The sequence below is a fragment of the Methylobacterium sp. D53M genome, from assembly GCF_053345625.1.
On the sequence record NZ_JBKFAL010000029.1, the window covers coordinates 1 to 13,053 of the forward strand.

Annotated in this window: 12 protein-coding genes; 8 read left to right on the top strand and 4 right to left on the bottom strand. The window is 67.8% G+C overall.

The genetic code is table 11. The features are described 5' to 3' along the window. Positions 1-179 precede the first annotated feature (179 nt). The 3 genes from ACLBYG_RS26910 to ACLBYG_RS26920 all read left to right on the top strand — a co-directional run bounded on the left by ACLBYG_RS26910 (position 180) and on the right by ACLBYG_RS26920 (position 3,704). Positions 180-1,166 carry an NAD(P)H-binding protein gene (locus ACLBYG_RS26910; protein ID WP_447683522.1) on the top strand — a complete coding sequence of 329 codons (987 nt, stop codon included), beginning with the start codon at positions 180-182 and terminating at the stop codon, positions 1,164-1,166. Between the two features lie 314 nt (positions 1,167-1,480). After that, a complete protein-coding gene (locus ACLBYG_RS26915) occupies positions 1,481-2,104 on the top strand; it encodes a glutathione S-transferase family protein (protein WP_447683489.1) in 624 nt (207 codons plus the stop codon). Between the two features lie 589 nt (positions 2,105-2,693). Further along, on the top strand, positions 2,694-3,704 hold the full coding sequence (locus tag ACLBYG_RS26920; RefSeq protein WP_447683490.1) for a glycosyltransferase: 1,011 nt from the start codon (positions 2,694-2,696) through the stop codon (positions 3,702-3,704). A 323-nt stretch (positions 3,705-4,027) separates the two neighbouring features. On the opposite strand, the gene gcvA is transcribed toward ACLBYG_RS26920, so the two are convergent. Further along, positions 4,028-4,918, bottom strand: coding sequence for a transcriptional regulator GcvA (gene gcvA, locus ACLBYG_RS26925; RefSeq protein ID WP_447683491.1), 891 nt, complete (start codon positions 4,916-4,918; stop codon positions 4,028-4,030). Between the two features lie 95 nt (positions 4,919-5,013). Here gcvA and ACLBYG_RS26930 point away from each other — a divergent pair, with 95 nt between their 5' ends. After that, the gene (locus tag ACLBYG_RS26930; protein ID WP_447683492.1) at positions 5,014-5,970 is read left to right on the top strand and encodes a zinc-dependent alcohol dehydrogenase family protein; all 957 of its coding nucleotides are present in this window, start codon (positions 5,014-5,016) and stop codon (positions 5,968-5,970) included. Between the two features lie 408 nt (positions 5,971-6,378). Here the strand turns inward: ACLBYG_RS26930 and ACLBYG_RS26935 are convergent, their stop codons facing one another. Next, positions 6,379-6,543, bottom strand: a complete 165-nt coding sequence (locus ACLBYG_RS26935) for a hypothetical protein (protein WP_165923078.1) — start codon at positions 6,541-6,543, stop codon at positions 6,379-6,381. Between the two features lie 258 nt (positions 6,544-6,801). Here ACLBYG_RS26935 and ACLBYG_RS26940 point away from each other — a divergent pair, with 258 nt between their 5' ends. Continuing rightward, positions 6,802-7,929 carry a Gfo/Idh/MocA family protein gene (locus ACLBYG_RS26940; protein ID WP_056527789.1) on the top strand — a complete coding sequence of 376 codons (1,128 nt, stop codon included), beginning with the start codon at positions 6,802-6,804 and terminating at the stop codon, positions 7,927-7,929. Between the two features lie 2 nt (positions 7,930-7,931). Then, positions 7,932-9,014, top strand: a complete 1,083-nt coding sequence (locus ACLBYG_RS26945) for a Gfo/Idh/MocA family protein (RefSeq protein WP_447683493.1) — start codon at positions 7,932-7,934, stop codon at positions 9,012-9,014. Positions 9,015-9,094: 80 nt separating this feature from the next. Here the strand turns inward: ACLBYG_RS26945 and ACLBYG_RS26950 are convergent, their stop codons facing one another. After that, positions 9,095-9,238: a hypothetical protein gene (locus tag ACLBYG_RS26950; protein WP_020095037.1), complete on the bottom strand. Its 144-nt coding sequence runs from the start codon at positions 9,236-9,238 to the stop codon at positions 9,095-9,097. 570 nt (positions 9,239-9,808) lie between these two features. On the opposite strand from ACLBYG_RS26950, the gene ACLBYG_RS26955 reads away from it, so the two are divergent. Next, the gene (locus tag ACLBYG_RS26955; RefSeq protein ID WP_447683494.1) at positions 9,809-10,240 is read left to right on the top strand and encodes a helix-turn-helix domain-containing protein; all 432 of its coding nucleotides are present in this window, start codon (positions 9,809-9,811) and stop codon (positions 10,238-10,240) included. Positions 10,241-10,406: 166 nt separating this feature from the next. Further along, positions 10,407-12,014 carry a putative bifunctional diguanylate cyclase/phosphodiesterase gene (locus ACLBYG_RS26960; RefSeq protein WP_447683495.1) on the top strand — a complete coding sequence of 536 codons (1,608 nt, stop codon included), beginning with the start codon at positions 10,407-10,409 and terminating at the stop codon, positions 12,012-12,014. A 37-nt stretch (positions 12,015-12,051) separates the two neighbouring features. Here the strand turns inward: ACLBYG_RS26960 and ACLBYG_RS26965 are convergent, their stop codons facing one another. Next, positions 12,052-12,954 carry an MBL fold metallo-hydrolase gene (locus tag ACLBYG_RS26965; protein WP_447683496.1) on the bottom strand — a complete coding sequence of 301 codons (903 nt, stop codon included), beginning with the start codon at positions 12,952-12,954 and terminating at the stop codon, positions 12,052-12,054. Between the last annotated feature and the right edge of the window lie 99 nt (positions 12,955-13,053).

The following is a 13,053-nucleotide window of genomic DNA, read 5'->3' on the forward strand; positions in this document are numbered from 1 at the left end:
AGAGCGGAAGCCACCTCAGGCCAAGGGTCGACACTGGACAGGCGGTCTCGCGCAGCTGAACGTCAAGATTGACGCGGATCATTCTGCGGATCCCGTCGTATCTTCGCTTTCGCCGTTCGACGGGGCAGCGCAAGCGCCGCCGTCGCGCTAGGATGGTTGAACGTCGTGATGAAGCGATCATGAAAGCGGATCGACCGGACGGTGTGAGGCCGCGCCGTGTCCTCTTCCTGGGAGCGACCGGCACAATCGGCCGGGCAACGGTTCGGGCACTGGTCTCGCGCGGCCACGAGGTCGTCTGCCTCGTCAGGCGCCCTGCCGAAACCGCGATCCCGTCAGGCGCTACCGCGCGCATCGTGGATCTGACCGACACGGTGTCGCTGGCGCGCGACGGTGTCCGCGGCGAACGCTTCGACGCCCTGGTGTCGTGCCTCGCCTCGCGCACGGGGCTGCCCGACGATGCCTGGGCGATCGATTACGGCGCGCAGGTCGAGGCCTTGCACGCGGGTCGGACGGCCGGCGTCACGCATGTCGTGCTTCTGTCGGCGATCTGCGTCCAGAAGCCGATCCTCGCTTTTCAGCGCGCCAAGCGCGCCTTCGAGGCAGAGCTGATCGCATCGGGGCTCGACTACACGATCGTTCGGCCCACCGCCTTCTTCAAATCGCTCTCGGGACAGATCGAACGCGTGAAACGCGGCAAGCCATTTCTGGTGTTCGGGGACGGGACCTTGACGGCCTGCAAGCCGATCAGCGACGACGACCTTGGCCGCTATCTCGCGGACTGCCTCGACGATGGGGACCGCCGCAATCGCGTTCTGCCGATCGGCGGCCCGGGCGAGGCGATCACGCCGCGCGCGCAGGGCGAGCGGCTCTTCGCCCTTCTGGGGCGCGAACCGCGCTTCACGCACATTCCGGTCGTGCTGCTGGACGCGATCGTCGCCGTTCTGACGACGATGGGCCGATGGGTACCGGCCCTGGCCGCCAAGGCCGAACTCGCGCGGATCGGGCGCTACTACGCGACGGAGTCCATGCTCGTCCTGGACCCGGCGACCGGGCGATACGATGCCCAGGCCACTCCGTCGACGGGATCGGAGACGCTCTTCGACTACTATGCGCGCGTGGTCCGTGGCGAGGCGGTCGCCGAGCGCGGCGACCACGCGGTGTTCTGACGACGTGCGACAGGAGGTGTCGACTTTTCCGGCAGTTTCACTCCGGAGCAGACCGGCATCTTTCGGCCAGCTTCTGCCGCGGCGCATGGCTCTCCCCAACGTCTTAGATGGATGGTTCCCTGCCCGACCGCATCTGGATTGTGGACGCATCGAAGCGGGCGTAGCCGTGGACATCGCTCGAGATCCTCTCGAGGTCGCTCGCTGCATCCGCTTTGCGCACCTGAGACAAGGGCGGTTAACTCCGCGGGTGGAAGATGCAACCACGCCCTCTGTGGTCGTCTCTTCATCATTCCAGCGTTGGCTAACCCGCTCCCATGATCCGCATTCTCGGCAAGGCCAGTTCGATCAATGTTCGCAAGGTGCTTTGGACCTGTGCCGAGATCGGATTGGATTACGATCGCCAGGACTACGGCAGCGATTTCCAAGCAACGGATACCCCGGAATTTCTGGCTCGCAACCCGAACGGCCTCGTGCCCGTGATTGAAGACGCGGCAGGGGCCTTGTGGGAGTCAAATACGATCTGCCGCTACCTCGCTGCGAGCGCCACTCGGACGGATCTGCTCCCTGCTGACCCACGTGGACGCGCTCTGGTTGAACAATGGATGGACTGGCAAGCGACCGAGTTGAACGCGTCTTGGCGGGCGGCTTTCCTCGGCCTCGTTCGTCGTGATCCGGCCTACGCCGATCCAGACCGGATAGTGGCGGGGGTCGAGGCCTGGAACGCGAATATGGGGATCCTTGACCACCATCTCTCCTCAACCGGAGCTTATGTGACCGGAGGAGCCTTCACGTTGGCGGATGTCGTTCTCGGCTTGTCCGTAAACCGTTGGCGCATGACGCCAATGGAGCGCCCGAGCTATCCCGCCGTCTCGGCCTATCATGATCGCCTTCTCGCTCGATCCGGCTACCGAGACCACGGGGCGAATGGGATTCCTTAGTGGGATGCCAACCGCGCCTTCAATCCGAGGTTGCTGGACGATCGATAAGTGGCGGCTTTCGGCAGGCAACGACCGCTCTCCGAACGCCTGGGTTGGGTAGCTTGCGAGTCGGCAACGTGGCGTGGATTCCCGCCGGTCAGCTTCGGCGTCGCAGATCTGTCGGAGCGCACGCCGTCATCCGGCCGCGTCGATATCCCTTCCGGCCCCCGGCGGGTACAGGTCAATGATCGGAACGTGCAGAACAAGAACTTCATTAGCGCTCTTGCTTTTTGTGGCGAAGGCTATAGACAGTACCGACGACTAAGATGATAAATCAACAGCCTCCGCGTCGGCGCAAAGCGCCACTCTCGAGTTCAAGAAAGACGTTCTTGGTCGGCATCTTACCAAGAGAATGGAGCAAAATATCTGCTTCGGCCGCCACAGCTCCGTTCATTTATTTGCATCCAAGTCCGTTCGATTAAGACTGTGGCCCCAAATGAATACGCGCTCACTCGATAGCAAGAACTCGAGAGGCCACCCGTGACCGAGAGATGGTCTGATTGTTGCTCCGACCGCAGAAGATAGCAATCCGTTTCGTCAGGACATCATCATGCGATATGAACATGGTGTTTCTGTTGTTCTTGCCACGCATAACGGATCGAGATTTATCCGCGAACAGCTCGAAACTCTCGTCGGACAAACAGTACATCCTCTTGAGATCATCGTTTCCGACGACGCATCTACGGATAACACGCTGGAAATTGTCCGAAATTTCTCTTGCGGCAGCGCAATCGAGTTCAAAATCCATGAGAACGTGCCCGCGCTCGGCTTTCGAAGCAATTTCTTGAGAGCCGCTCGGTTGGCGCGTGGAAAATTCGTCGCCTTCTGCGATCAGGACGATATCTGGGACACGAAGAAGATCGAGTTTTGCTCGCCCTATCTGGACGATCGCAGCGTCTCGATGATCGCCCATACGGCCATCACTATCGACTCCAGCAATCGCGAGCTTGGCGTCTTTCGGCAAGGCATTCATCGTACCGGCCTCAGAAAACCGCTCACCTACGATCCGTGGTTGACGTTCTTCGGATTTTCGATCGTCTTTCGACGGGAACTCTTGGATCTGTGGGATGTCGATGACCGTTTTATCGATTTCATTGTCCCCAGCGAGATGATCGCTCACGACCGTTGGGTAATGTTCCTGGCGCAAGTCGTCGGTCAGACCGTCGAGATCGATGTACCCCTGGTCCGCTATCGGCAGCACGCCCATAATCTGTTCGGACACGGTGAGCGCGAGCGGAGCGCGGGTCGGAGGACGGTAGCTGGGGGCTTGGATCCCTACAGGGAAGCCACGACCGCCATGATCGATATCGTCGAACGGCTTCCGGAAGCGACGGCTGAGCATTTTCCACTCTTCGATCGGGCAAGGGCGGCCGCTTTCTTTCGCAGCGCGCTTGACCAGCTCGAGAAGCGCGAAGCGATCTATCGAACTGAGACGCGCCTAGAGGCGCTCCAGGGCCTGTCGGCACGTGTCGCCGGCGGAACCTATCGGGCGGTTCACAACGGCCGTCCACGATGGCGATCGATCGCGAAAGATCTCAGATTCGCACTCCTTCGTCGTTGACTGCCTTGACGGGCTTGCAACAGGCCCCGTCGAACGTCTTCATGCAAGCCTTTACGACACAGCATCGCCTGTCCTTCCGACTTAAGCTTCGGTTTTACCGGACACTGGATTTAGGCTTGCTATGCCGCCGAGATTTACCGGCGATCGGCGAAAATTTCGCTCCACGACGAGCACTGCGATCGAGCGGGGAGTTTGGGCCAACGCTTCGGACGGTCGCCGCATCATTGTCGAGATGCCGGGTCCCGCCCCGAACAAAGATTGCCGAACCGCCGGCGGATGGCCGCTCGCGAACCTTCATACAGACCTCGCCACATGGTCCCGCGTCAACGGATGGCTGCGTTGCGCAGCCAGTCGATCAGCACCCCGATGCGTCCCGCCTGGGCCGGATGTCGCGGGTGGACGACCCAGTAGGGGTGCGCGTCGAGGACGGGCCCGAAGGGTTGAATCAGCGTGCCGCTCGCCAGGTCGTCGGCGGTCAGTACGACCGAGACCAGCGCTATACCCTGACCGGCGATCGCGGCCTGGATGACGTGGCCTTCGTCGCTGAAGCGAATGCCCGCACCGCCATCGATATCGGTGATCCCGGCCTTCCGCAGCCAAGCCGGCCAGGTCGGCGTCTCGTCGGTCAGGTCGGGCCACTCGAAGTGCAGCAGGGGGTGGCGGGCCAGATCGCTCTTGGATCGAATGGCGAGACGCGGACTGCAAGCGGGTGCGACTCGGTCGACCACCAGCCTGTGCGCGTCGAGGCCGGGATAGGGACCGGGCCCGTATCGGACGGCGACGTCCACGCCGTCGCGGGCGAAGTCGAGCAGGCTGTCGGACGCGTGCAGTCGCAGATCGCAATCGGGATGCGCGGCCCGGAAGTCGGCAAGCCGAGGCACGAGCCACTTCGCGACGAAGGCGGTCGGGGCCGAGAGCGTGAGAACGCCGGCCGCGTGCCGGCCGCGGATCTCTTCGATGGCTCGGGCGAACGCGTCGAAACCGTCGCGCAGCACGGGCAGCAGAACGGTGCCCTCAACGGTCAGCCGGACCCGGCGCGTCTCGCGGTGGAAGAGACGCAGCCCCAGGGTCTGCTCGAGAAGCCGGATCTGATGACTGATGGCGGTCGCCGTGACACCCAGCTCGTCGGCGGCAGCGCGGAAGCTCAGGCGGCGCCCGGCCGCCTCGAAGGCCCGGAGCGCCGCGAGCGGGGGAAGCGATCTCCGCATCGTCATGGCTGAACGTAGCTCATCGACCCCTTGAGGAGAACGCGTTCGTCATCCCGCAGCCCGGCTGACACAAGGTTGGCCGGTCAGGACGGGAGGCTCTCTTGAAGGCGATGGTGTTGACGAAGTTCGGGGGGCCGGACAGCTTCGAGCTCCGGGAGCTGCCGGACCCTCGGCCGGGACCCCGGCAGGTCCGCGTGGCCGTGCATGCCACGTCGATCAACCCGCTCGACTGCCAGATCCGCCGCGGCGACTACGCCGATCAGGTCGCGCTGCCGGCCATCATCGGGCACGACGTGTCCGGCGTCGTCGACCAGGTCGGATCCGACGTGACCGAGTTCCGCGCGGGGGATGAGGTCTATTACACGCCGCGGATCTTCGACGGTCCGGGATCGTACGCCGAGTACCACGTGGCGGATGCCGGCATCGTCGCGCGCAAGCCGGTCAACCTCACCCATTCCGAGGCCGCGAGCGTCAGCCTCGTCGGCGTGACCGTCTGGGAAGGGCTGGTCGAGCGGGCCCGATTGCAGGTCACAGAGACCGTCCTCGTCCACGGCGGTGCCGGGGGCGTCGGGGCGATCGCCGTCCAGGTCGCGAAGGCCATTGGGGCACGGGTCCTGGCGACGGCGCGCGGCAGCGACGTGGCGCGCGTCGAGCGGCTCGGCGCCTCCGCCGTCATCGATTTCGAGCGCGAGGACTATGTGGACGCCGTCGATCGCCTGACCGAGGGCAGGGGCGTCGACGTCGTCCTGGACACGATCGGCCGCGACACGCTCGCGCGCTCCCCACGCATCCTCCGCGAGGACGGGCGCGTCGTCACCCTGGTCGACACCGCGACGCCTCAGAACCTCATCGGCGCCTGGGGCCGGAACGCCACCTACCACTTCGTCTTCTCGCGCCAGGACGGCCGCAAGCTCGACGCCGTAACGCGCCTCCTCGAGCGCGGCCTCGTGGTGCCGCGAGTCGGCCTGGAGTTTCCCCTCGACGAGGTCGCCAGCGCCCACGCGCGCTCCGAGGAGGGTCGGCTCGGAGGCAAGATCGTGCTCCGGGTGAGATCGTGAGGCGGCCGGACCTCGATCGCTGTCCCTGACCTGACACCGGCAGCGTCCGGCGCCGCGAAGGGAAGCGGCTCACCTGAGATCGAACCCGCGGAAACGGTGATGTCGCACCGTGGCAAGCCCGACCGGTCGGCGGGTCGAGCGGCACCCGGAGGCACGCGATCCTGCCGTCGACGACCTCGGTTACGTCGGTTCCGGTGACCGCGACCGGCCCGATCCCGACCCGCCTTCCATCGCAGGGATCCCAGGCGGTGGTGCCCGACGGCTACGTCGACCGGGGTGAACCGGTTGAGGGTCAGGGATCCTCGCGCGACCTGGGCACGACGGATCTTCCCGGCGGGAACCCGATCCGACCGCGAACTTAAAGATCTGAGACGCCGGACACTCCGCCGGTGCCGGTCGAATGCCGACCTACGCGCGCCCGAAGTGACGGAGCACGAGGGGCTCGGTCCGGGTAAGCTTGAGGCCGCGCGGCTGCGAGCGGCCGCTCCGGCCGGCGACGACGGCCAGGCCGACGAGGCCGACCGATCCTGTCAAAGCCACGGCCACACACCACCAGAAGGCGACATCGAGCATGGCTGTCCACGGGGCTCCGGTTGCACCGGAACTGTCGGACCGTACGGTAAACGGAGCGTTAAACGCGCGTTCGACCGAACAGTGTCAGCGCCTGCGGCCCGAGCGCCGTGTACTGCCGAGACATGGGCGCCGAATTCGGGCTCCGGAGAGCGTCGCTGAGCTCTCGGCGCGTCGATCCTACGCCCAATTGATGAAGGCGCGGAACGGAGCGCTGCCGCTACGACCCGAATCCGGTGCGGATGACCTTCAGGGACAGAGATGCAGATCGGGATCGTCGGCTGCGGTTACGTCGCCGACTTCTACATGACGACCCTCGTGAACCACCCCGAACTGCGCCTCGCCGGCGTCTACGACCGGGACCCGGAGCGGCGCGCCGTCTTCTGCCGTCACTACAACGCCCGCGCCTTCGACAGCCTCGAGGCCCTGCTCGCCGAGCCGGAGATCGGCCTCATCCTGAACCTGACCAATCCGCACAGTCACTACGTCGTGACCAAGGCCGCCCTGGAGGCCGGCAAGCACGTCTACTCCGAGAAGCCGCTCGCCATGGAGTACGCCCAGGCCGAAGCGCTGGTGGAACTCGCCGAGGCGAAGGGCCTCTCGCTGAGCGGCGCGCCCGCGAGCATCCTGGGCGAGGCGGGCGCGACCGTGCGGGAGGCCGTCGCGTCCGGCCAGGTCGGGTCGGTCCGGCTCGTCTACGCCGAACTGGAGGACGGGCCGGTGTTCCGGGAGCCGGTGCATGAATGGCGGAGCGTGACCGGCGCCCCCTGGCCGGCCGAGGACGAGTACCGGGTCGGCTGCACCCTGGAGCACGCCGGCTACTACCTGACCTGGATGAGCCTGATGTTCGGCCCGGTCGAGCGCATGACCGCCTTCGCGTCGCGCCTGTACCCGGACAAGGGCACCGGCCAGCCCCCGGACTCGGTCGCCAACGACTTCTCGACGGCGTGCCTGGAGTTCCGATCCGGCGTCGTCGCGCGGATCACCTGCGGCCTCGTCGCGCCGCAGGACCGATCCCTGCACATCATCGGCGACCGGGGCGTCCTGACCGTGACCGATTCGTGGGCCAGCCAGGGCCCGGTCTATCTCCGTTCGCCGAGCGGCGAGGCGCCCGGGCGGCTCGGCCGGCTGCTGCACCGGATCCAGCGCTACCTGCCCGGGCGGATCTTCCTCGGTCGGAAGCTGCCGACTCCCCGCTTCGGCGGCAAGCTGCCCAGCTACCCGTCGCAGATGGATTTCGCCCGCGGACCCGCGGCCCAGGCCGCGGCGATCCGGGCAGGCGTTCCGGCGCCGCTCCCGGCGCGGTTCGTGCTGCACATCACCGAGATCGCGCTCGCCATGCAGAATGCCGGCGGCGGCGCCGTGATCCAGCTGAGATCCAGGTTCTAGCCATGGCACAGACCGTCTCGTGGGGCGTCCTCGGCACCGGGGTCATCGCCCAGCGCTTCGTCAGCGACCTTCTCGGGCGGCCGGACGCGCGCCTCACCGCCGTCGGGGCGCGGAGCACCGGGAGCGCCCAGGCCTTCGCCGCGGCCTTCCCCCAGGCGTCCGGCGCGCCGGCCGCCGTCGCCGGCGTCGAGGCCCTGGCCGCGCGGCCGGATATCGACGTCGTCTACATCGCCACGCCCAACAGCGACCACATGGACAGCGCGCTGGCCTGCATCGAGGCCGGCAAGTCGGTCCTGATCGAGAAGCCGATCGCGCTCTCGGGCGGGCAGGCGCGGCGCATCGCGGAGGCGGCGCGGCGGAAGGGCGTCTTCTGCATGGAGGCGATGTGGATGCGCTTCACGCCCGGCGTCGTGCGGGCCAAGGCGATGCTGGAGGCGGGCGAGATCGGCGATCCCCTGCATCTCGACGCCCGCCTGTTCTTCCCCCGCGCGCCGAACCCGCCCGGACGGACGGACGTTCCGGCCGAAGGCGGGGTGATCCTCGATCTCGGAGTCTACCCCGTGTCGCTGGCGCTCCACCTGTTCGGCGCACCCACCGAGGTCTCGGGCGTCGGCCTCGATCGGGGCGGTGCGGCGCCGCAGCAGGCCGCGCTCGCGCTCGGCTGGAACGCCAGGACCGCGACCCTGAGCTGCGGCTCGACCGGAGAGGCCGACAACGCCGCCGTGATCGTCGGCACGCGCGGCCGCATCCACCTGCACCGGCAGTTCCTGTGCCCGCCCTTCCTCACGCGCGTGCGCACCGCGGCCGCGCCGGCGCCCGCCGACCGTGCCCCGCCGCGCCGCCAGGCCATCGGCCGACTGGCCTTCGCGAAACGCCTCCTGCAGCCGCTGGACTTCCGCCGCGTCGCGCTGATCCCGACGCCGTACCTCGGGTTCGGGCTGCGGCATCAGATCGACGAGGTGCATCGCTGCCTGCTCGCCGGCGCCCGCGAGAGCCCGATCATGCCGCTCGCGGACAGCATCCGCACCCTCGACATCCTTGATCGCGTCCGCGCCCGGCCGCAGCCGCTTGAGGCCGTCGCCTAGGAGGGGTGTCCGGACCGGGCGCCCGTCCCGAGCGGATGATCCGTCCGGGCAGGTCGCGGCGCCGTTCCCGGCGGTCGAGGTCAGGTCGTCTTCGTCGCCTTGGCGGGAGGCAGCCTGCGCAGAATCCGCGCGATATGCGCGCGCAGGGCCGACGTCTCGGATCCCGGCCCGGCCTGCCCGGCGGGTTCGGCTGGCTCCTGGAGGGTGACGAGAAGGTCGGTCATCGACGAGGGCGCTGTGATGGGAGCCCGACTCTACCGTCGAGCCTGGCCGGTGAATACATCATTTCATAGATTTTCTCGACCGGGACTTAAAGTGTTTAGGCCGGCGATAGACGCGGCCCGATGTCGGAAACAGGGGTGCGTGTCCCGCCGGCCGCGACATTCGCGCCGGTGAATTGCATCGCCGATGTCTTGATGGAGACCCGCGGCCGCAGTCCCACCACAATGCCGGCCGCATCACATATCCGTCACCGTCCGCCACGACGATCGGAGGCCTCGGTACTTTACCACCCCTTCGACCGATCTCCGATGTATCGTCGCGCACGGCGACTGAGAGGCTGCCGTAGCCGGCGAAGACAGGCGCAGGAGGGAAACCGTCTGTGCGCTGCGTGACGGATACAGTTGACCATTGCGGTTTCACCGTCCCTGGGCGTACAACCAACAGCCAAGCCATGCGTCCAGTGCAACTAGGAATTGCGCAACTTATTGGTGCGCTAAGCAGTTTTCGGTTGTGTTTTTTTCCGCGACTCTGGGTAAGTGCCACTCATCCAGCATGCTGAAGGTTTCCGTTCGATGTCGTCCTCCCCGAAGCCCAAGTCCGCCACCGAGACCGATCGCTCGATCGGCGGCCGCATCGCGGCGCTCCGCGTGGCACAGGGCCTGAGCCAGACCGATCTCGGTCAGGCCATCGGCGTCAGCTTCCAGCAGGTTCAGAAGTACGAGAAGGGGCGCAACCGCATCGGCGCAGGGCGTCTTCAGGCCATCGCCGACCTGCTGAGGGTGCCGGTGGACACGTTCTTCGCGGATCCGCGGGACAACGGCGGCGGACGCGTCGGACCCGCGGCCCTGTTCGAGGATCCGAAGGTCATGGAACTCGTCCTGGCCTTCACCAGCATCACCGACGAGACGACCCGCGGCGGGATCCTGTCGATCGTCAAGGCCGCCGCCACCCTCCAGGAGAGCCGCGCGGCCGCGCAGCGTCCGAACGCCGTCGACGAGGCGTGACGGCGCGGCCCTGTCCATCTCTTCCCGCGACGGGACATACCGGCGCCCCCGAGCCGCGCGCAGCGTGGCGGCGCGATTTAATCCAAATTAAACCAAGACAAAGACCCGTAAAGATGTAGAGAAGCTGCCGCGTCCGGAGCTGATCTACAGCGCATGAGCGGACGGCATGCTTCGCTCTGACGTTGGAAACCGGGTCCTGACCATGCCGATCGAGACGTCGAGAGCCTGGGGCCGCGGCGAGCTGTACGAGACCCTGTGCCTCCTCGTGATCGGCGTCGGGATCTGGTTCGTCGGCGTCACGCTCGGGACCTTCGCGTATCTGAACAGCGTCGTCGCCACCTACAACCTCACGGACCTGCTGCTGCTCGCCGCCTGCATGGGCGTGGCGCAGTGGGGCGCCAGCATCCGCAAATCGATCATCCTCCGGCGGCTCATGCTCGAGCGCGCTGCCGCCGCCGCACAGGCCGAGGCGATCGCCCGGCACGACGGGTTGACCGGTCTGGCGAACCGTCGCCGCTTCATCGACACCGTGGAGCGAGCGCACGCGCCGGGCGCCGCGGACGCGGCGGTGCTCCTCATCGACCTCGACCGGTTCAAGCCGGTCAACGACCTCTACGGCCACGCGGCCGGGAACGCGGTCCTGTGCGCCGTGGCCGAGCGTCTCCAGCAGCTCGTGCCGTCGGGCGGCCTGGCGGCCCGTCTGGGCGGCGACGAGTTCGCCATGCTGGTCCCGCTCCGCTACGAGAGCGAGGCGCTGCGGCGCCTCGCCCAGGCGGTCATCGCGCGCATCGCCGAGCCGGTGACGTGGAACCAGAACGACCTGAAGGTCGGGGCCACGGTCGGCGTCGCCGCGGTGTCGGCCGAGCACGGGGACGCCGACGCGATCCTGCACGCGGCCGACCTCGCCATGTACCAGGGCAAGAAGGACGGGCGCGGCAATGTCCGCTTCTTCCGCAGCGCCATGGACGCGGAGCTGCGCGCCCGCGCCCGCATGGAGACGGAACTTCGCCTCGCCATCGAGACGGGCGCGATTGAGCCCTTCTACCAGCCGGTGGTGTCGCTCCCCGAGAAGGAGATCGTCGGGGTCGAGGTCCTGGCGCGCTGGCGCCACCCGACGCGCGGGGTGGTGGGCCCGAGCGAGTTCATCCCGGTGGCCGAGGAGACCGGGATGATCGCGGATCTCAGCTACAGCCTGATCCGCCGCGCCTGCCTGGATGCCCGGGCCTGGCCGCCGCACCTGATCCTCGCGGTGAACATCGCCCCGCAGCAGTTCCAGGACGCGTGGCTCGCCCAGCGCATCCTCGGGATCCTGACCGAGACCGGCTTCCCGCCGCAGCGCCTGGAGGTCGAGATCACCGAGAGCGCCCTGATCCAGGACCTGGAGGCGACCCGGACGACCCTGCTGTCGCTGCGCGAACTCGGCGTGCGCATCGCGCTGGACGATTTCGGAACCGGCTATTCCAGCCTGTACCACCTGCGCGAACTGAAGTTCGACAAGCTGAAGATCGACCGCAGCTACGTCGACGCCATCACGATGAGCGACGAGCGGGCGAAGCTCGTCGACGCCATCATCAAGCTCGGGGCGAGCCTCGGCCTCTCCACCACCGCCGAGGGGATCGAGACCGACGCCAGCCTCGACTGGCTCTCCGAACAGGGCTGCCATTTCGGCCAGGGCTACCTGTTCGGCCACGCCATGCCGAAGGCCGAGATGGACGGCGTGCTCGCCGCCGCGCGATCCCCGGCCCCGTTCCAGGATCTCGCGCGGGCCTCGTGAGGCGCGGGATTCCGCCCGCGCGGCCGCATCGCGCCGGTCAGCGCGGCGCCCTGTAGGCGGAGCCGTCGGCGGCCCCGAGCGGGTTCTCCACGAACCGGCCCGTCTCCGGCACCGCGACCCGGTCGAAATCCGCCGCCAGGGCGTCGAGGGCGCGGCGCATCTCGGCGCCCTGGAGCGGCCGGCCGTGTCCGGTGATAACCCGCTCCGGGGCGAGCGCGGCGAGCGCCCGCACCGACGCGCGCGCCGCCGGCCAGTCGATCGTCAGGTACATCGGCGGCCCGTGCAACTCCGGCGCCTGCGTCGCGACCGCGTAGGCGGATTCCTGCGCCGTGGTGATGAAGGCGTCGCCCGCGATCAGCGTCCGGTCGGATTCGCGCCAGAGCGAGACGTGGCCCGGCGCGTGGCCGGGCGTGTGGATCCAGCGCCAGCCGGGCAGGGGCGGCACCGAACCGTCCTCCGGCAGGAGGCGGAGCCGCCCGGAGACGTCGACCGGGCTCGTCGGGAACAGCGGCGACAGACGGCCGAGGAGTCCGCCGCCGACGCTCGGATCCGGCGTCGGGTAGGCGGCGCTGCCGTCGAGATAGGGCCGCTCCAGGGCGTGCACGTAGACCGGGACGTCCCAGTCCTCCGCGAGGTCCTCCAGGACGCCGACATGGTCGAAATGGCCGTGGGTCAGGACGATCGCGGCCGGCCGGGCGCCTTCGCCGAAGCGGGCCCGGGCCGCGGCCTCGATCCCGCGCTTGGCGCCGATCACGCCGGCATCGATCAGGACCCAGCCCCGGTCGCCCGCGCCGGGGGGCCCCACGAACACGACGTTGACCAGGACGTGGCGCTGATAGGCGACGTCGTCGGCGATGGCGTGGGTGGCGTCGTCCCGCTCGGCGTCGCGGCGGGGATCGTCGGCCCGGGCCTGCGGGTCGACGGGGATCTGCTGGGCCATCTGGGGCGGCTCCCGTGCACGGTCGCGGAGGGGACGGTCGGGCCCGCGGCCCGGGTGTCCCGGCGCCGGATGGCGCGAGCGCCCGTACCCTGGCCAACC

Bases quoted from the DNA above. Each gene is read 5' to 3' on its own strand.
- ACLBYG_RS26910 (WP_447683522.1), top strand. From the start codon at position 180: ATGAAAGCGGATCGACCGGACGGTGTGAGGCCGCGCCGTGTCCTCTTC.
- ACLBYG_RS26915 (WP_447683489.1), top strand. From the start codon at position 1,481: ATGATCCGCATTCTCGGCAAGGCCAGTTCGATCAATGTTCGCAAGGTG.
- ACLBYG_RS26920 (WP_447683490.1), top strand. From the start codon at position 2,694: ATGCGATATGAACATGGTGTTTCTGTTGTTCTTGCCACGCATAACGGA.
- gcvA (WP_447683491.1), bottom strand. From the start codon at position 4,918: ATGACGATGCGGAGATCGCTTCCCCCGCTCGCGGCGCTCCGGGCCTTC.
- ACLBYG_RS26935 (WP_165923078.1), bottom strand. From the start codon at position 6,543: ATGCTCGATGTCGCCTTCTGGTGGTGTGTGGCCGTGGCTTTGACAGGA.
- ACLBYG_RS26940 (WP_056527789.1), top strand. From the start codon at position 6,802: ATGCAGATCGGGATCGTCGGCTGCGGTTACGTCGCCGACTTCTACATG.
- ACLBYG_RS26945 (WP_447683493.1), top strand. From the start codon at position 7,932: ATGGCACAGACCGTCTCGTGGGGCGTCCTCGGCACCGGGGTCATCGCC.
- ACLBYG_RS26950 (WP_020095037.1), bottom strand. From the start codon at position 9,238: ATGACCGACCTTCTCGTCACCCTCCAGGAGCCAGCCGAACCCGCCGGG.
- ACLBYG_RS26955 (WP_447683494.1), top strand. From the start codon at position 9,809: ATGTCGTCCTCCCCGAAGCCCAAGTCCGCCACCGAGACCGATCGCTCG.
- ACLBYG_RS26960 (WP_447683495.1), top strand. From the start codon at position 10,407: ATGCTTCGCTCTGACGTTGGAAACCGGGTCCTGACCATGCCGATCGAG.
- ACLBYG_RS26965 (WP_447683496.1), bottom strand. From the start codon at position 12,954: ATGGCCCAGCAGATCCCCGTCGACCCGCAGGCCCGGGCCGACGATCCC.